Genomic DNA, 18,013 nt, shown 5'->3' with positions numbered 1-18,013 from the left:
TTGGTGTATTTTCTATTTTAGAACATGTTTTTTATTTAGCGAAGTACCTTAAGAAGGAGGGATTGAATTGAAACTGAAATCTCTTATTTTATTAGGTGTAATGATATTAGTCCTGGGAATGGCATCTATTGCCTTTGGCTGGAGTCTAGAAGAAGCAGCCAAACCCTATGCGGGGGTAACCTTACGGTTTATAACCGAAACCACTCCCCCTAGCTATTGGGTCGAAGAAGTTGTACCTGAATTTGAGAAGGCAACCGGTATTAAAATTATTGTTGAGCGTCAAGCCCATCCACACCTTGAAGAAAAAGCGTTAATGGATTTTGCTTCAAAAACCGGAATATATGATGTCTTCAACTTTGACTATTCCTGGACAGGAAAATATGTTAAGGCTGGCTATATTGAACCCTTCGAGCAGTATATGGACAATCCCGCTTTAGTCGATCCGGATAATGCCCTCGATGATTTCTATCCAAGGATGTGGGAAGGGACTATGTGGGATGGCAAGGCGTATGGTTATCCTTTCGATAGCGTCATCCAATATTTATTTTGGAATAAAGCCGTTTACGATAAATACGGTGTGGCTGGACCTCCAAAGAAACCGGATGAATGGATGGATACCATGCAAAAGCTCAATCATCCTCCCGAACTCTATGGGACTGGTATGATGGCTAAACGTCATCTTTCAGTGGTTTGTGAATGGCTCTGTATTTTATGGGCATTTCAAGGTGAATTCTATGATGATAACTACAATGTAAAATTTAATGATGAGAATGGTGTGAAAGCCACTGAATTTTATAAAAAGATGGCAGAATTCGCACCTCCTGGAGTAACCACTTGGACTTGGGATGATGTTAGTACCGCTCTTCAACAGGGCACAGTGGCACAATCGGTTCAGTGGGATGAAAACTATGGAAGTATGGAAAATCCAGAAGAGTCGAGAGTAGTTGGGCAGATGAGATATGCCCCGGTACCATCATATGGGGACCCAGTTTCTCATTATGGTGGTTCCAGCTTGGGTATTCCGACTTCTTCCAAGAACAAAGAAGCGGCATTCCTCTTTATTCAATGGGCGACTAGTCAAGATATCCAACTCCGTGGAGTAGGCCACGGGTCTTCACCAACTAGAATGTCAGTTTATGGAGTTCAGGAACTCCGTGATAAATTCCCAAGTTTTGCCGCAACAGACGAAGCTGCTGCCAGTACTGGGTGGCGACCAAGAATACCGGAATGGGATGACATGGTTGAAACCCTTGCCCTGGAAATTAACTCAGTTATTGCTGGAGCAAAAGACGTAAAGTCAGCTTTAGATACTTCTGCAGCAAGAGTTGAAGAACTCTTGAAAACAGGTGGTTATAAATAAAGTGTAATTCTACAGAAAATTTTGCTGCACAGAGAATGATATCTCTCTCTGTGCAGCAAAAGGGGGAAAGTCGATTGTCACTTAAAAAACTTTCGGTTTTTCAACGTTTTGGTTTTTGGATTTCGGGCACTGAAACCAAGTTTAAATGGGCTTTATTGCTCCCCACCATCATTTTATTGGCAATAATAACCGTTTATCCAACTATTTATGCATTTAACCTTTCATTATCTGATTATAACTTAGCACGAGCAGCTGATACCCTGAAAGGTTATATTGGTTTGGATAATTTCCGAAATATATTAAAAGATCCGACTTTTTGGAGTTCTCTTCGCACAACTATTACCTTTACAGTAGTTGTCGTTGTAATTGAGTTTTTCTTAGGATTGGGCATTGCTCTTATCTTACAAGGAACAGTTACCGGTTCAAGAATTGTTAGAACTTTCATTTTACTCCCAATGATTATGGCACCGATTGTCGTTGGTTTGACCTGGACTTATCTCTATCAGTCGGAATTCGGCTTAGTTACCTTTATCCTACGTAAGCTTCACCTAATGAGTTATGCTACCGCTCCACTGGCCGATGTAACGAGCGCACTTCCGGCATTGATGGTTGTTGATATCTGGCAATGGACACCTTTTCTCATTATGGTTTTATTAGCCGGTTTAGAGGCACTGCCTACTGCTCCCTATGAAGCTGCCCGTATTGATAAAGCATCACCTTTTCTAGTGTTTCGGAAAATCACTCTTCCTTTGCTTCAACCGGTTATTCTCATCGTTTTGGTTTTAAGAATTATGGATGCTATCAGGGTTTTCGATATTGTATATGCATTAACAGAAGGTGGACCTGCAGAGGCGACCGATGTTTTAAGCATGTTCATTTATAGGAATGCTTTTTACCTTTGGGGGATTGGTAAAGCTTCGGCGATTTCGTTTATCTTGCTGTATATCATAATGATTGTTTCGGTTATTTTAGTAAATCTCTTAAGCCGGGCGAAGCAAACGGTTTGACCCCATGAGAAACTGAATGGGATAGACAATACTGATTTTGGGGTGGTTACTCTTGGAAAAAAACAAAACGAAAACCATAATCGCTATAATTATTATTGGGATTATTTTGGTGGTGAATGTGATGCCTTTTTTATGGCTCATATTAACCTCGTTAAAAACCCGACTCGATATTTTTGCTATTCCTCCAAAATTCTTTTTTCATCCTACCGCAAAAAATTTTATATCGGCTTTTACCAAGCGTCATTTTTTACCGATGTTTTACAACAGCCTTATCATATCAGCGAGCACGACCTTACTGTCTTTAGCAGTTGGGACCCTTGGGGCTTACTCCCTCGCTCGTTTTAAGCTTTTTGGTGATAAGCACATTTCCTTTTGGATCTTAAGTACTCGTATGTTTCCTCCAATCGTATTGGTTATTCCTTTTTTTATCATGGCAACTCGTTGGGGGCTTCACGATACTCGATCACTTTTGGTGATTGTTTATACCACTTTTAATTTACCATTTGTAGTTTGGATCATGAGAAGCTTTTTTGAAGACATTCCAAGTGACCTTGAAAAAGCGGCTACGGTAGATGGATATTCCAGGTGGGATGCTTTTTGGAAGGTCATTTTACCTCTCAGTGCTCCGGGATTGGTTACCACCGCTATTCTCTGTTTTATCTTTTCGTGGAACGAATTTCTGTTTGCTAACGTTTTGACTGCAGCTATGGCAAAGACTGTTCCAGTAGGAATCAGAGGATTGGTTACTTCACGGGCGATTGAATGGGGTGAAATAGCTGCGGTTGCAACATTACAAGTTATTCCCGTTTTAGCATTTACGTTCGCAGTTCAAAAATACATCATTCGTGGTTTAACCTTAGGTGCTGTGAAGGGATGATCATCTTATAAAGGAATTCAATTTACTGGAAAGGATGTGAAGTCCAGTGGATTTTGGCTTTGGGGATCGAGTTTTTGTATCAGTTATGACTACCTTTGGTCTTAGTTTTTTGTGGATGGGTTGGCTGGAAAAATACCTTCCAATCTGGATCGTTCCTCTATTAGGTTTGGTTTTTGCTCTTATATTAATTATTCCCTGGTATCGAAAATTTAATCAAGAAAGAATCCAGGAAAAAGAAGAATTATTACAGATGAGAAATGGCTTTGTGAAAAGGACGGAATCGTAAATGGCAAGCTTAACCTTGAAGAATGTATGGAAGAAATACGGGAAGGTTATTGCGTTAAAAGGAGTACATTGCGAAGTTAAGGATGGGGAGTTATTAACTATTTTAGGTCCATCGGGAGCTGGGAAAACTTCACTCCTTCAATCTATTGCAGGAGTTGAAGAAATCATTGCCGGTCAAATATATATCGATAAACAAAGAGTTGATCAACTTCCTCCACCGGAACGAGATGTGGCTATGGTATTCGAGACGTATGCTCTTTATCCGAATAAATCAGTTTATCAAAATATGGCTTTCCCCTTGCATTCACCTTTTAGAAAACTACCAAAAAATGAAATCGACCAAAAGGTAAAAGAAATAGCTCAGCTTCTACAAATTGACTGGTTATTGGATAGAAATGTCTCTCAACTAAGCGGTGGGCAAAGACAAAGAGTTGCCTTAGGTCGAATGTTGGTGAGGAATCCCAAAATTTTTTTAATGGATGAACCCATTGCTCATCTTGATGCTAAGTTACGCCATAGGCTTCGAGGCGAATTAAAAAATATTCAAAGGAAGTTCGGAATAACTACTCTTTATACCACCCATGATTACCGAGAAGCTTTGGGGATGGGAGATCGGGTAATTGTTTTAAATCAAGGAATCATTTTACAAATTGCCGAACCGGAAAAAATTTTTAATTTTCCTAAGAATGATTTTGTTGGTGGATTAGTTGGAGATCCTCCAATGAATTTTTTCGAGAGTTATTTATCTTCAACCACTTCAGGAACTATTCTTCGGAATGAAGCTTTCGAGATAGGTTTGGACCAAAAAACGACTGAAACAATCAATAGCCTCAATATTGATCATTTAAAGATTGGATTACGCCCTTCCGATATAACGGTGAATATGACCCCAAAAGAAAACTTCTTTCCGGCAGAAGTATATGTCGTTGAACCTTTGGGTATGACACAAATTCTTACATTAGCTCAACAGAAAATGAAATTTCAAGTGAAGTACTCAGGTTCATTAAGTTTCGAGATGGGGCAAAAGGTCTATTTTGGTTTTCAGCCAGATAAATTGCACTACTTTCATCCAATTACTGGTCTGAATGTATTGTTGAAAGAAGAGTAATTTTTTCTTTTCACATTAAGATTGAGATGAACGGATGTGAATAACATTGGCTAAAGTAGAATTAAAAAAACTTTGGAAGAAATATGGAAAAGTTGAAGCGGTAAAGGGGATTGACCTTTCCATTCAGGATCGTGAATTTGTTGCATTTTTAGGGCCTTCTGGATGTGGGAAGACCTCAACTATGAGAATGATCGCTGGTTTAGAAAAAATCACTGGAGGAGAAATTTATATCGGTGATCGATTGGTGAACGAATTGGATCCAGGAACTCGCAACATAGCTATGGCTTTTGAATCTTATGCGTTGTACCCTCCGATGACAGTTTTTGATAACATTGCCTTTCCATTACGTGCTATGAAATATCCTGAAAATGAAATTAAAAGTCGAGTTCAAAGATTAGCAGAAATTTTAGAATTAACTGATATTATGGCCAAATATCCAAAAGGTTTAAGCGGAGGTCATCAACAAAGAGTTTCCCTTGCTCGAGCTCTAGTTCGAGATGCTGATGTATATTTGTTAGACGAACCAATTTCCCACTTAGATACCAAAATGAGAAACCGTATGAGAGCAGAATTGAAAAGAATACATGGAGAATTGGGGAAAACCATGATATATGTTACACATGATCAGGTTGAAGCTTTAGCAATGGCCGACAAGGTTGTAGTGATGAATTTTGGAGTGATTCAACAGGTTGGTACACCACAAGAAATATATTTTAAACCACAAAATTTGTTTGTTGCTGACTTTGTGGGAGAGCCTCCAATGAATTTTGTTGATTGTTCTATTGAACTGAAAGAAAAAAGTTTTATTCTGTTGTTTTCTGGCCACTCAGTTGAAATTCACGATGAGCAAAAAGTGGCTAAATTAAGAGAATTGGAGAACGTCTTATCAAAAAAATGGATTTTCGGAATTCGCCCAACAAATCTACAAATATTTAAGGATGAATCCAATAATAGTTCCAGTTTGATTCCAGGAATTATTTATGCGGTTGAACCGTTAGGGGATTCGAAAATTGTTCACGTTCTTTACGGTGATAAATCACTTTTAATCGAGACCACTCCTGATTTTATTGGATCAGAAGACGAAAAGATTTTTTTGAAAATTGACAGTGATTACCTATTGCTTTTTGATAAAGAAACCGAGCAAATGGTATTATAATAACGAAGATAAATTTTAAATCTTAATATATAGTGGAAAGATAGTTATCTTCTTTTTTTATTTTTGCCAACGATTAATAGAAAGTGTCAGAAAAAGTCTCAATTTTCATAATGTGGTTTAATTACAAAATTTGATTTACGAAAAAATAATTTAGATTTTCTGAAAGGAGGATTTTCTTTGAGACTCGAGAATAAAATTGCCATAGTAACCGGTGCTGGACAGGGAATAGGAAAAGCTATAGCGATTGGTTTAGCCAAAGAAGGAGCTTCGGTGGTAGTTAATGATTTAAATGAGAAAAATTGCCAGGAAGTGGCTCGAACCATAGAACAAGAATACCATCGTCCTAGTTTGGTGGTTATTGGGGATGTCAGTTTACGAAGTACTGCGGTGAAAATTAAAGAAGAAGCTCTTAACAAATTTCATCGAATTGACATCTTGGTCAATAATGCTGGGATTATGATATCCGGATTGGTGATCGATTATAAAGAAGAAGATTGGGATAAAATTTTTGCCGTAAATGCAAAAAGCGTGTTTTTAATGTGTCAAGAAATCGGTCGAGTTATGGTCGAGCAGCGATCGGGGAAAATTATCAACGTTTCTTCTATAGGTGCAAAAAATGGAGACGTTGCCCAAGCAGCCTACGCAGCAACCAAAGCAGCTGTGATGAATTTTACCCGAGCACTATCGAGAGAATTCGCACCCCTAGGGATCAACGTTAATTCTATTTGTCCAGGTATTGTGGATACTCCATTAGGTCAGGTAAATTTAAATGATCCGGTCAAGAAAGAAAAATTTATCAAAATGACTCCCAAAGGAAGAATCAGCATTCCAGAAGATCTAGCCGGTATTACTGCTTTTCTTGCCAGCGATGATGCCGATTTCATTGTGGGTCAGGCAATCAACGTTGATGGAGGAATTTTATATTATTAATTATTGGGTTTGTGTATTTTTTTATTTTTTGGAAGGATTAATCTAAAAAACGAAGGGAGCTGTCGCTATTGCCTGCGGAATACATTTTGGGTATTGATTTGGGTACATCATCCCTAAAAGCATCGCTTCTCGACTTATATAACACCAAGATAGAATCAGTATCAGTTGAACTGACTGTATCATATCCAGATTCTTTTTCAGCTGAGCAGAATCCTTATGATTGGTGGGAAGCTTTTCGAACTTTAATCCAAAAAATAAAACAACTTATTGGAGGCTTAGATTCTATAAAAGCTATTGGTTTATCTGGACAAATGCTTGGTTTAATAAATCTTGATGAAAAAGGTCAACCCCTCAGACCAGCATTGATTTGGTGCGATCAGAGAAGCTTTATTGAATTAAATGAAATAAGAGAAATGATTGGCGAAGAAAAGTTATTACAAAATACTGCAAACACACCGCTCACAGGATATTGGCTCCCCAAACTTTTATGGCTCCGTAAACACCAAAAAGATATTTTACAAAAATCCAGACATTATCTCCTACCCAAAGATTATCTCCGTTATCGGTTAACCGATGAATATATCACTGAAGTATCAGATGCCTCTGGTACCTTACTCTTTGATGTTGCGCAACGCACCTGGTCAAGAAAGCTTATCAAAGATTTTAATTTTGATTTTTCTTGCTTTCCTCAAGTAGTTGAATCAACCGAAATAACTGGTCATGTTTCTTTAAAGGCGTCTCAAGAAACAGGCCTTCCAGAAGGAATCCCAGTTGTTGGAGGTGGTGGCGACCAGTCTTCCGGAGGTATTGGTCTTGGAGTTATTGATAAAGGTATAATGTCATGTGTATTGGGAACTTCTGGAGTTGTTATGGCTCAGACTGAAGAAGCTAAAAAGGACCGAAAAAACCGAGGCTTACATTCCTTTTGTTATTCTATTCCAGGAAAATGGTTTTTAATGGGGTGCACCTTAGCTGCGGGTGGTTCGTACCGTTGGCTACGTCATTCTTTACTTTATCTCCAAAAGGACTTGAGTTACGATCATCTCAATTTGTTAGCTGGTGAGATTGGACCAGGGAGTGATCGGCTGGTTTTCCTGCCTTATCTTATAGGAGAACGAACCCCTCATTCTGATCCTAATGCTCGTGGTGTTTATTTTGGTTTGAATTACCAACACGACATTCGGCATATAATTCGGGCAACTATTGAAGGAGTAGCTTTCAGCCAAAAGGAATCGGTGGAAATACTGAAAGATTTTGGGCTTGAAGCTGACCGTTTAATCGTTTCAGGTGGAGCGGCGAGAAGTCAATTATGGTGTCAAATTATGGCTGACGTTACTGGTATAGAAGTCGTCACCACCAATATAGATGATCCAGCTTCGGTTGGGGCGGCTTTTATTGCTGGGGTTGGTACTGGTATTTTTGATTCATTTCAAAGCGGATGTGGAAGGTTTATTCGACATGGAGATGTATTAGAGCCATCTTCAAAAAATAATCAAATTTATAAGACATTATTTGAAAAATACCAAAAACTCTATCAAGTATTGAAAAATTATTATCAAGATTATCAATTAACCTGAGAATTTCAAAAAAATTACTGTCTATTTATCAATAAATTGAAAGAAGCTCAAATTGGGTAAATATTTTTCAAGGGGGTCAACTACGTGAAGAAGTTTATTAATAAATACGAAAATCTTATCGAAGAGATGGTTGAAGGATATGTACTGGCAAATTCAGATAAAGTAAAACGTCTCCCTACTGAAAGAGTTTTAGCCTATTCGAACGCTCCCATTCAAGGAAAAGTAGGTGTAATAACCGGTGGGGGCTCAGGACATAAGCCAGCTTTTATTGGATATATTGGGAAAGGTCTATTAGATACAGTAGCAGTTGGAGATATCTTTGCCGCTCCTCCCGTTCAGCGTTGTTATGAAGCTATTAAAGCAGCTGATGGCGGGAAAGGAGTTTTGGTTTGTATCGGGAATTATTCTGGCGATACCATGAACTTTGGAATGGCAGCGGAATTGGCTCAAGATGAAGGAATTCCGGTAGAAATCTTAGTAGTCAATGATGACGTTGCGTCATCTCCAAAGGATCGGATGGATAATCGACGAGGAGTGGCTGGTGAAGTGGTTCTCTGGAAAATGATGGGAGCCTTAGCCCAAGAAGGAGCTGACCTCGCCACCCTCAAAGAAGTTGGGAACCGAACCATCTTTAACACCCGTAGTCTTGGCGTGGCTCATACACCCTGCATTATGCCTTCTTCTGGAAAACCAAGTTTCCAAATTGGTGATGACGAGATGGAGATTGGGGTAGGCCATCATGGAGAACCAGGAATACAACGTACGAAATTGATGTCTGCTGATGAAGTCACCACACTCATAACTCAGAAAATCCTTGAGGATCTCCCTTTTGGAGCAGGGGATGAAGTTTCAGTTCTGATGAGTGGTCTTGGGTCAACCTCTCTTTTAGAAATGTATATTTGTTATCGAAAACTCCATCAAATTCTTACCGATCATCAGATCACTATTCATCGGAACTATATTGGAGAGTTTTTCACTTCAATGGAGATGGGTGGTTTTTCCATAACGCTCACCAAACTTGATGAAGACTTAAAACGGTTAATTGATGCTCCTTGCGATGGAGTGCATCTTATTCAGCATTAAAGGAGACGAATAACAATGGCTGATACCATTTCTTTTAATAGGGTTAAAGAATCATTTGCTTCAATTCTAAATCGACTTGAGGAAAATCGCCAATATTTGAATGACCTTGATTCTCCTATTGGAGATTCCGATCATGGAGAAAGTGTCACTGCTGCCTTTAAAAAAGTGAAAGAAGCTGTGGACGCTTACCCTGCTGATCAGAATGATATTGGAAGCCTCCTCCAATCGATTGGAAAGGCGATCATTTTCTCTGGCGGAGCAGCCATGGGCCCACTGTACGGAACCGCTTTCATGGATGCAGGAACTGCCATTTGCGGAAAAAGTGTGCTTACTCGGGAAGACTTAGTTGCCCTAATGGTGGCTTTTGCTCGTGGCATCGAAAGAAGAGGAAAGGTGAAAATTGGAGAAAAAACCATGTTTGATACCATTTATCCAACCGCCGAAGCTCTTCAAAAAGCCTTTGATGAGGGGAAACCTCTTTCAGATATGATCAATGCCGGTATTGCTGCAGCAAAACAAGGCATGGAATCCACCAAAGACATGCTTTCCTTAAGAGGTCGTTCAAGCCGTTTGGGAGAACGTTCAATAGGTCATATTGATCCAGGTGCAGCATCGAGCTACTTTATCATGGAAGCTTTTCTAAAGAGTTTAGTTGAAGGATAAGTTAACAAAATTTTAACTCGAATTCATTTGATGATAATTTTAAGATAGACCTTCATGCTATATAGCAGCACCAGATGAGGATGAAAATACCTATCTAAATCCGTCATTGCGAGGAGCGAAGCGACGTGGCAATCTCATTTAGTAATTCTTTAATTCTGAGGAATCCGGTGTTTTTTACCAGACATTATAAGAATCTCATTGATTTCGATTCCACAATTCCATAATTTCTCAATCCTATAAATAATAAAAAATGACTCAAGAGATTGCCGCGACCTCAAAAAACCAGGTCTCGCAATGACGACTCAAAGTTCCTTCTCCCTTGATGGGAGAAGGTGAGGATGAGGGTGAAAGCCCAGAATAAGATTATGGTTGATTGTTATAAAAAAGTAACATTAAAAAACATTCCGTATTTACAGGATAGACCGTCATGCTGCTTTGCAGCACCAGATGAGGATGAAAATACCTATCTAAATCCGTCATTGCGAGGAGAGTCCTATGCGACGTGGCAATCTCATTTAGTATTTTTTTTAATAATGAAAAGATGAGATCCTCACGCCCTCAAAAAGCGATGGCTCAGGATGACCGATTAAAGAATTCACTTGATGGCATTTTCAGGTTAGACCCTCATGTCACATTGTGGCACCAGATGAGGATAAAAAATCTAAAATTCGACATGCCATGGCATGTCGCTACATGAATTGGGCGCTATAAATTGCGCAGCTATAGAAAACATATTTTTGTAGGGGTCTTTATTTATCAAGCCCGCAAATGGAATTTTATTAGAGTTTTGATAATTGAAAAGGAGTGAAGAATCATGTCCTTATTTCTGGCATCCGATCATTTTGGATATCCTTTAAAAAAAGTTATTGCCGACCATTTACGTGAAAAGGAAGTTGAATTTGAAGATTTAGGGGTGAACTCAGAAGATGAAGTTGTGGATTATCCAGATATAGCCCTCAAAGCTTGCTTGACCATAAGAGAAGGAAAGCACCAATATGGAATACTCGTCTGTGGAACCGGCCTTGGTATGGCCATGGCTGCTAATAAAATACCCGGGATTTATGCCGCTCCTGCTCATGATATTTATTCAGCTGAAAGAGCAAAAAAAAGCAATGATTCCAACGTCATGACTTTAGGAAGACATATTGTGGGTCCAGAGCTGGCTAAGATGTTGGTTGATGCCTGGTTGGGAAGCGAATTCGGTGGGGGGAGGTCTCTCCCCAAAGTACAAAAAATCCGAGAAATTGAAAAGAAATATATGAAATAATTAATTACCTAAAATTGTATTCCAACCTCTCCTGGAAAAAGGAGAGGTTTTTTATTTTTTTTTATTGATAAAAGAGAACTTACTTTTTTATTGACAAAAATGATAAACTATCAGAGTTGTTCTATCCTGAAAATATAAAAATGTTTAAAAAATCCGTCATCCTGAGCGGTGCTTTTCCGCGTGAGGATCTCATCTGATTCAGCCGGTGTCATCCTGAGGCTTCGTTTTTCGAAGCCGTGAGGATCTCGTCTTTTTTAGGTTTTTTATTCTTAAAAAGATTTAAAAGGATGAGATTCTCACGTCGTCCGGTAGAAGACACTGGACTCCTTAAAATGACAAACTGGGTGGCAGAGATTGCCATGTCGTTCAACCAAAAAACGGTTGACCTTCTCGCAATGACGGATTTAGATAGGTATTTTCATCCTCATCTGGTGCTACTAGGCAGCATGAGGGTCTATCATGAAAACTTACGGGCATGATAAATCAAGCCCCTACCAAAGAATTTAAAATTGTAGGGGCACAATGTATTGTGCCCATTCTTTAATTAATGTAGCGACATGCCATGGCATGTCGAATCTTTGTTTTCGTCCTCATCTGGTGCTGGTTATCAGCATGACGGTCTATCCTATAACTACGGTGATGGTCGATGGGTAAAGAGTTTGAATATCGCTTATCATAACCCATCTTGTATTAACAGAATAGGAGTTAAATATAGAAATCTTTTTGTTTTCTTAAAATAATTGATAAATTAAAGGATAATATCATGCCAAAAATAAAAATTAATCAATTTGATAAAGAATTCGAAGCTAAATCTGGAGAGAATATTTTAGAAGTACTTCAAAGAGAAGGCATTGATATAAATGCCTATTGTGGGGGGTTTGGGTATTGTGGAAAGTGCCTGATAAAAATTATAAAAGGGAGCGTTGCTCAACCAACCGCACAAGAAATAAAACATTTAAAGGAAAAGATATCTCAAGGATACCGTTTAGCTTGTCAAGCCCAAATCATCGAGGATATTGAAATTGATATTCATGATTCAATAACTCATAAGGTAGAGGTTTTAGCGGAATCAGGAGAAGCTCTTTTAGAAGAACTACCAGTTAAAAAAACAAATATTCAGCTTAAAAAACCCTCATTAAATCAATCTTTGTCCCTTGATGAGATTGTTGAGAATCAATTACCGACCTCACCTATTGTTAGAAAATGGTCTGTTCAAGCTCTTCGGGAATTGTCTCGCATTGAGAATCAAGATAAGATGAATTTTGAAATAGGTTTTGATGAAGGCCAAATTTATTGGGCAAACTTAGACGCTGAAAAGGCTTCTTTTTTAGGAATTGCCTTTGACATTGGAACGACGACTTTAGCTTGCGAACTTCTTGACCTTGAGACAGGATCAACCCTTTATCGAGCAGGTGCCTTAAATCGTCAAGCAAGCTTTGGAGCCGATGTATTATCTCGATTGAGAGCTATTCAAGATAACCAAGGAGCTCTGTCTAACCTTCAAGAATTATTGCTATCATCGATGAATGACTTGATACAGGAAGCCTGTCAAAAGACTGGGAATGACCCCAACCGAATATTATCAGTTGCAGTAGCGGGAAATACAATTATGGAACATATTTTTTTAGGAGTATCTCCAATCTCGATAGGAACGGCTCCTTTTGCTCCGGTTTTTTGTCGGTCCTACTATACCAGCGCTCGGAGAGTTCATTTAGTTGTCCATCCAGAGGCTCAGGTATACATTTTTCCTTCGGTTGCTGGATATGTTGGAGGTGATATTATTGCTGGTATTGGAGCTCATGACCTTGAGAATAATAATTCAACCCTTCTCTATGTTGATATAGGAACCAATGGAGAAATTGTCCTTTCTGACCAAGGGAAGATTTACTGCTGTGGAACGGCCGCAGGCCCAGCTTTTGAAGGGGCTCAAATCAAGCACGGTACTCGTGCTACCCTGGGAGCGATTCACCAAGTAGAAATTGAAAATTCTGATTTAAAAATATACACCATTGGAGATGTAGCACCGAGAGGTGTTTGTGGAACTGGGCTCATTGATGCCTTAGCTTGTTTAATTAAGGGAGATTCTGTTGCACCAAATGGAAGATTACAAAAAGACAATCATTTGTTATCTTCTCGAATACAAGAAGAAGGGAAAAGCCATTTTTTTGTTTTAAGTCATGATCCGCATGTTATTGTAACTCAGGAAGATATTTCTCAGCTACAATTAGCCAAAGCAGCCCTCCAAGCGGGAAGGAAAGTTTTGCTCCACCAAGCGAATCGATCAGAATCAGATATTGACCAGGTCATATTAGCAGGAGCTTTTGGTAGTTTTATTAATCCGGAAAGTGCAATGACAGTAGGTATTATTCCAAGGGTAAAAACAGTATTATCAGTTGGGAATGCGTCATTATTTGGAGCCAAAAAAGCTCTTCTTTCAAAAGTATTTCGAGAAAAAGTTGAAAATTTAGCCAAAAAAGCACAATATGTTGAATTATCAGCTCGTAGTGATTTTCAAGAATATTTTTATGAAGCTTTAATTTTTGAGAGAAATTAAGTGAGATTTTATTTCCAATCTTTTTTTTTGCTTTTAAATTGGAAATAAAATATATAAGTATTATCGGTTGCTGAATATAAATTTTTCTGTTTAATGATAGGAGGATTTTAATAATGGCCGTAGTAAAGTCATTTAATGGATTTCATTATTCGCTCGAACTTTTAAAAAATAAGTCGTTTGGACAGTTGGTAGCACCCCCTTATGACATTATCAGTGAAAGAGACAAAAAGAGATTAATTGAAGATCCAGATAATATCGTTCATATAACCTTAGGTAAGAATGAAAAAGGTTACAATGAAGCAGCTCAAGTCCTGAAAAACTGGATTAAACAAGGTAAAATTCAAAGAGACCCATCACCAAGTTTATATATTTATGAGCAAGAATACACTATTAATTCACAAAAGGAAAGAAAAAAACGCACCGGTTTTGTCGGTTTGGTTCGGCTGGAAGAATTTGGAAAAAAGATTATTATGCCACATGAGAAAACAATGCCAAAATATTCTCTTGACCGTTTGGAATTATTAAGAGCAACCAATTCCAACTTAGAACAAATTTTTGGGATTTATAACGATTCTACCGGTCGTATTGATGCAATATTAGAAGTGAACAAAACATCGGATAACTTTCTTTTTCAATTTGAGGATTGGCAGGGAACTGTCCACACCATTTGGAAGCTATCTGATCAGAATGCTATAAACCAAATACGCCTTTTAATGAACCCTCGAACTATAATAATTGCTGATGGCCATCATCGATATGAAACGAGTTTAATGTACCGTCAAGAAATGAGAGAAAAACTGGGTGACCCGATGGAACCAATTCCTGCCGATTATGTAATGATGACTTTGATCAATATAAAAAACCCTGGCCTCTTAGCCTTACCGACACATCGGCTCATTCATGGAGTTCCCGAAAACCAGGTTAAAGGATTTTTTAACAAAGCTAAAAAATACTTTGAGGTTAATCTTTTTGCTAACGAAAAGGAGTTTTACGAATATTTCCAAAATGCTCCTTTAATGACTATTGGAGTATATTCAAAAGTTGAAGAAATTTGGGGGACAGTCACGCTGAAAAACCCAGAAATCATGGATCAAGTAATGGGAACTGAAAATGTTAATCGGTATATCGATACCTGTATTCTTCATGAACTCATTATGAAAGAATTATTAGGAATTGATGAAGAAATGCAGAAGAATAAAGATTACGTTGATTATTTGCGTGGAACCAAAGACGTTGTGCAGGTTGCGAAAGAGGAGAATAAGTATCAAGTTGTATTCATCATGAAACCAACTCCCATGGATGATGTTGAAAAATCGGTTCTTCATTCTCAAAGAATGCCACAGAAATCGACCTATTTTTATCCAAAAGTATGGAGTGGCTTAATTATTCGATTGTTGGAGGATTAATTAGAAAAGTTATGAATCAAAGGAAAACATTGTTTCAAATCGCTCTGGATATTCTCACTAAACAGGAAGCAAAAGAATTGCTAACACCTAAAATGCTCAATACTGTTGACATTGTCGAAATAGGTACACCACTTATAATCCGATACGGCCTATCAATAGTTGAGCAAATTAAAGACTGGATAAAGGGTGATAAGATCCTTTTTGCTGATACAAAGATTGCTGATGCGGGTCATTGGGAAACGTGTGAGGCGATATCTTCAGGCGCTAACATGGTTTCAGTTTTAGCTGGAGCATCTTTTAATACACTGGAAGAAGTTCGAGACGCCACTCAGTTAAACCAAGCTAAAATGGTGGTTGACATCATCGATCTCTCCTTATCTGATGAGAGTAAGATAAAATTTATTAATACTTTAAATCCGGATTATTTATGTATCCATTTAGCAACTGATGTTGTAAAAAAAGGTGGTTCTTTGTTAGAGTTTTCCCGTCAGCTTTCTTTTGTTTCTTCTCGACGGTTACCTCTGATGGTAGCAGGAGGCATTCATCCCCAGAACTTACTGGATATTTTAAAAAATATTCAACCAGCTGTTGTAGTAGCAGGTTCTTCGATAACAAAAGCCTCTGATCCTGAGCTCGAAGCCCAGAATATGAGGAGGATTATAGATGAAACAATCCTTTACTGAATCAGTACAGCAGGTGATAAATGAAGCTCATTCCTTACTTGATACCTTGAATCTAGAGGAAGTGTCTGAGTGGTTATATGCTCTAAGTTCGATATGGACTAAACGCCGAATCTTTTTTTGGGCTCGAGGGAGAAGTTTTTTAATCCTCCGTGGCTTTGCGATGAGATTAATGCATATGGGTTACCAGATTCACATTGTTGGAGAGGTTGATTGCCCTTCTATCGAAAAAGACGATGTATTGGTGGTTGCCTCTGGTTCGGGTTCTACTGGATCAATCCTTTTATTTGCCGAAAAGGCTAAAAAAATAGGCGCTTCGGTTGCAGCAATTATAGGAAAACCGGAAACACCACTTCATACTTTATGTAATTTGGTGGTTGAGTTTCATCCTGAAATGATCCCTGAGTCGCAGCAACTCAATGCAAATGGAGGCGGTACACGCTTTGAACATTCCTTAATGTTATTTTTTGATAGTTGTATTCTCAACTTAATTTATGACAAGCGTGGTCTTGTTTATCAAGAAATGATGAAACGACACGCTAATTTAGAATGATCATTTAAGAAGGAATTTACTTTACCTCATGATTTTAAACCAAATACAATTTTATCCCCATGTTTTTAATATATTTTTGATACTCTTCAGAAATACCAGTATCTGTAATAATAATGTCAAAATTACTTAAGTCAGCAAAGTGAGAAATGCGAATTTTTCCAAATTTCGTTGAGTCAGTTAATAAAATTTTTGTGTCAGAATATTCTATAGCAGCTTTTTTTGTGTTGACCTCATAGGTGGTGGCACAGGTTACACCTAATTTATCATCAACCCCTGCAGCGGTTATAAAAGCTTTATTAGCCCTAACCTTTTTAATAAATTCGACACCCTCGGCACTTTCAAACATTAAAGTATTATGGTGAAAGTATCCACCGGTCATTATGATCTTATAATTGTTATTTTTATAAAGACCATAAAAAATGTTAAGAGCAAAACAAATAATCGTGAGTGGAATGTTCGTTGGCATATATTTCGGAAGATGTTCAGCCGTGGTTCCATTGTCAATGATTATAATATCATTCGGCTCGATTAATGAAGCCGCCATTTGGCATATTTTCATTTTTTCTCGTATCATTTGAGATTCAGCTTTACTGATTAAATAGGAATCTTGTTCGCTTTCAGTCGATATATTCTTCTTAAGAACAGCTCCACCATGAATTATTTGAGCGATGTTTTCTTTAGCAAGAATTTCCAAATCTCTCCGAATCGTCATTTCTGAAACATTTAACTTATCCGACAATTCTTTAATATTAATTAAACCTCGTAAAGACAGAGTTTTGGTAATATAGTCGATACGATTTTTTCTGTTAGTCATGAAAATTAAAACCACCTTATGAAATAAATTTTACATTATTTGTTTATTATATTACAAATCTTATTTTTTATCATTATATATAGAATAACATATTCTAAATTATGTCAAAAGAGGAACGTTTAATTTTTTAAAAAAAATTGAATAATTTATTGTTTTTGTCTTTAGAAAAGATTTTTCAATGAAGCAACAATAATACTAACCAATTGTAATAAAATTTAAACTGATAATAATAGTTTTGATCATATTATTTCTCTGCTCTTTAAAATACAAGAGTTCTCACCATATCTCATAAAGAATGCTTATAACTCTCTATTAGCTCTAAAACCTTATGGTAATTTAATTTCATTTTTAAATCATAATAACCAATAAAACGGATGATTAATGCTTAACTTCAGCAAATAAGATAATCTTAGAGGAAACTTCTTAAAGTACTAACAGAACTTTCTGTTAGAAATAATCAAATCTCTTCAATGCCCACCAACCAAAGAAAAATTTAAAAAATATGAAGGATTCAAGATAGATCATTGCTTCAAAAAGAATTATATCGTATGAAAATGAAATTTAGACTACTAACATGATAGACATTCCTTCATTATAAAAGTGCACCAAATATGATATTACTTCATCTTTTAAGTGTATTCATTTGTTTATTATATTTTAATTATTGAATATGACCACAATTTTCCCATACAA

Annotated in this window: 17 protein-coding genes; 16 read left to right on the top strand and 1 reads right to left on the bottom strand. The window is 37.5% G+C overall.

Translation table 11 applies throughout. The features are described 5' to 3' along the window. Nucleotides 1-67: 67 nt before the first annotated feature. The 16 genes from RT761_RS03295 (at nucleotide 68) to hxlB (ending at nucleotide 16,506) form a co-directional block, all read left to right on the top strand. On the top strand, nucleotides 68-1,360 hold the full coding sequence (locus RT761_RS03295) for an ABC transporter substrate-binding protein (RefSeq protein ID WP_218112660.1): 1,293 nt from the start codon (nucleotides 68-70) through the stop codon (nucleotides 1,358-1,360). A 74-nt stretch (nucleotides 1,361-1,434) separates the two neighbouring features. Further along, nucleotides 1,435-2,367 (top strand): carbohydrate ABC transporter permease, encoded by a 933-nt coding sequence (locus RT761_RS03290; protein ID WP_218112659.1) that lies wholly within the window; start codon nucleotides 1,435-1,437, stop codon nucleotides 2,365-2,367. A gap of 52 nt (nucleotides 2,368-2,419) precedes the next feature. After that, on the top strand, nucleotides 2,420-3,244 hold the full coding sequence (locus RT761_RS03285) for a carbohydrate ABC transporter permease (RefSeq protein WP_218112658.1): 825 nt from the start codon (nucleotides 2,420-2,422) through the stop codon (nucleotides 3,242-3,244). A gap of 46 nt (nucleotides 3,245-3,290) precedes the next feature. Beyond that, the gene (locus RT761_RS03280) at nucleotides 3,291-3,530 is read left to right on the top strand and encodes a hypothetical protein (protein WP_218112657.1); all 240 of its coding nucleotides are present in this window, start codon (nucleotides 3,291-3,293) and stop codon (nucleotides 3,528-3,530) included. Next, on the top strand, nucleotides 3,531-4,637 hold the full coding sequence (locus tag RT761_RS03275) for an ABC transporter ATP-binding protein (RefSeq protein ID WP_218112656.1): 1,107 nt from the start codon (nucleotides 3,531-3,533) through the stop codon (nucleotides 4,635-4,637). Between the two features lie 46 nt (nucleotides 4,638-4,683). Continuing rightward, nucleotides 4,684-5,793, top strand: coding sequence for an ABC transporter ATP-binding protein (locus RT761_RS03270; protein WP_218112655.1), 1,110 nt, complete (start codon nucleotides 4,684-4,686; stop codon nucleotides 5,791-5,793). 177 nt (nucleotides 5,794-5,970) lie between these two features. Then, complete coding sequence (locus RT761_RS03265) at nucleotides 5,971-6,723, top strand: SDR family NAD(P)-dependent oxidoreductase (protein WP_218112654.1); 753 nt, start codon at nucleotides 5,971-5,973, stop codon at nucleotides 6,721-6,723. Nucleotides 6,724-6,791: 68 nt separating this feature from the next. Then, nucleotides 6,792-8,300 (top strand): xylulokinase, encoded by a 1,509-nt coding sequence (gene xylB / locus RT761_RS03260; RefSeq protein ID WP_218112653.1) that lies wholly within the window; start codon nucleotides 6,792-6,794, stop codon nucleotides 8,298-8,300. An 84-nt stretch (nucleotides 8,301-8,384) separates the two neighbouring features. Next, on the top strand, nucleotides 8,385-9,383 hold the full coding sequence (locus RT761_RS03255) for a dihydroxyacetone kinase subunit DhaK (protein ID WP_218112652.1): 999 nt from the start codon (nucleotides 8,385-8,387) through the stop codon (nucleotides 9,381-9,383). Between the two features lie 15 nt (nucleotides 9,384-9,398). Beyond that, a complete protein-coding gene (gene dhaL, locus RT761_RS03250; RefSeq protein ID WP_218112651.1) occupies nucleotides 9,399-10,046 on the top strand; it encodes a dihydroxyacetone kinase subunit DhaL in 648 nt (215 codons plus the stop codon). Nucleotides 10,047-10,860: 814 nt separating this feature from the next. Then, a complete protein-coding gene (gene rpiB, locus RT761_RS03245; RefSeq protein ID WP_218112650.1) occupies nucleotides 10,861-11,313 on the top strand; it encodes a ribose 5-phosphate isomerase B in 453 nt (150 codons plus the stop codon). A 522-nt stretch (nucleotides 11,314-11,835) separates the two neighbouring features. Further along, nucleotides 11,836-11,967, top strand: coding sequence for a hypothetical protein (locus RT761_RS14165; protein WP_281388031.1), 132 nt, complete (start codon nucleotides 11,836-11,838; stop codon nucleotides 11,965-11,967). A 109-nt stretch (nucleotides 11,968-12,076) separates the two neighbouring features. Beyond that, nucleotides 12,077-13,867, top strand: a complete 1,791-nt coding sequence (locus RT761_RS03240; protein WP_218112649.1) for an ASKHA domain-containing protein — start codon at nucleotides 12,077-12,079, stop codon at nucleotides 13,865-13,867. A gap of 113 nt (nucleotides 13,868-13,980) precedes the next feature. Continuing rightward, nucleotides 13,981-15,273, top strand: a complete 1,293-nt coding sequence (locus tag RT761_RS03235; protein WP_218112648.1) for a DUF1015 domain-containing protein — start codon at nucleotides 13,981-13,983, stop codon at nucleotides 15,271-15,273. Between the two features lie 11 nt (nucleotides 15,274-15,284). Further along, on the top strand, nucleotides 15,285-15,956 hold the full coding sequence (locus RT761_RS03230) for an orotidine 5'-phosphate decarboxylase / HUMPS family protein (protein ID WP_218112647.1): 672 nt from the start codon (nucleotides 15,285-15,287) through the stop codon (nucleotides 15,954-15,956). Next, complete coding sequence (hxlB, locus tag RT761_RS03225; protein WP_218112646.1) at nucleotides 15,937-16,506, top strand: 6-phospho-3-hexuloisomerase; 570 nt, start codon at nucleotides 15,937-15,939, stop codon at nucleotides 16,504-16,506. The genes RT761_RS03230 and hxlB overlap by 20 nt, the downstream gene beginning before the upstream one ends. Nucleotides 16,507-16,540: 34 nt before the next feature. Here the strand turns inward: hxlB and RT761_RS03220 are convergent, their stop codons facing one another. Next, complete coding sequence (locus RT761_RS03220; RefSeq protein WP_218112645.1) at nucleotides 16,541-17,320, bottom strand: DeoR/GlpR family DNA-binding transcription regulator; 780 nt, start codon at nucleotides 17,318-17,320, stop codon at nucleotides 16,541-16,543. Between the last annotated feature and the right edge of the window lie 693 nt (nucleotides 17,321-18,013).

It is taken from the genome of Atribacter laminatus (assembly GCF_015775515.1).
Classification (GTDB): domain Bacteria; phylum Atribacterota; class Atribacteria; order Atribacterales; family Atribacteraceae; genus Atribacter; species Atribacter laminatus.
Note: the sequence above shows the minus strand (reverse complement) of the source record. Positions and strands in the feature narration are given on the sequence as shown.

What these genes read in the sequence shown, in the direction of transcription:
- RT761_RS03275 (WP_218112656.1), top strand. Translation starts at nt 3,531, where the DNA reads ATGGCAAGCTTAACCTTGAAGAATGTATGGAAGAAATACGGGAAGGTT.
- dhaL (WP_218112651.1), top strand. Translation starts at nt 9,399, where the DNA reads ATGGCTGATACCATTTCTTTTAATAGGGTTAAAGAATCATTTGCTTCA.
- rpiB (WP_218112650.1), top strand. Translation starts at nt 10,861, where the DNA reads ATGTCCTTATTTCTGGCATCCGATCATTTTGGATATCCTTTAAAAAAA.
- RT761_RS14165 (WP_281388031.1), top strand. Translation starts at nt 11,836, where the DNA reads ATGTATTGTGCCCATTCTTTAATTAATGTAGCGACATGCCATGGCATG.
- RT761_RS03240 (WP_218112649.1), top strand. Translation starts at nt 12,077, where the DNA reads ATGCCAAAAATAAAAATTAATCAATTTGATAAAGAATTCGAAGCTAAA.
- RT761_RS03235 (WP_218112648.1), top strand. Translation starts at nt 13,981, where the DNA reads ATGGCCGTAGTAAAGTCATTTAATGGATTTCATTATTCGCTCGAACTT.
- RT761_RS03230 (WP_218112647.1), top strand. Translation starts at nt 15,285, where the DNA reads ATGAATCAAAGGAAAACATTGTTTCAAATCGCTCTGGATATTCTCACT.
- hxlB (WP_218112646.1), top strand. Translation starts at nt 15,937, where the DNA reads ATGAAACAATCCTTTACTGAATCAGTACAGCAGGTGATAAATGAAGCT.
- RT761_RS03220 (WP_218112645.1), bottom strand. Translation starts at nt 17,320, where the DNA reads ATGACTAACAGAAAAAATCGTATCGACTATATTACCAAAACTCTGTCT.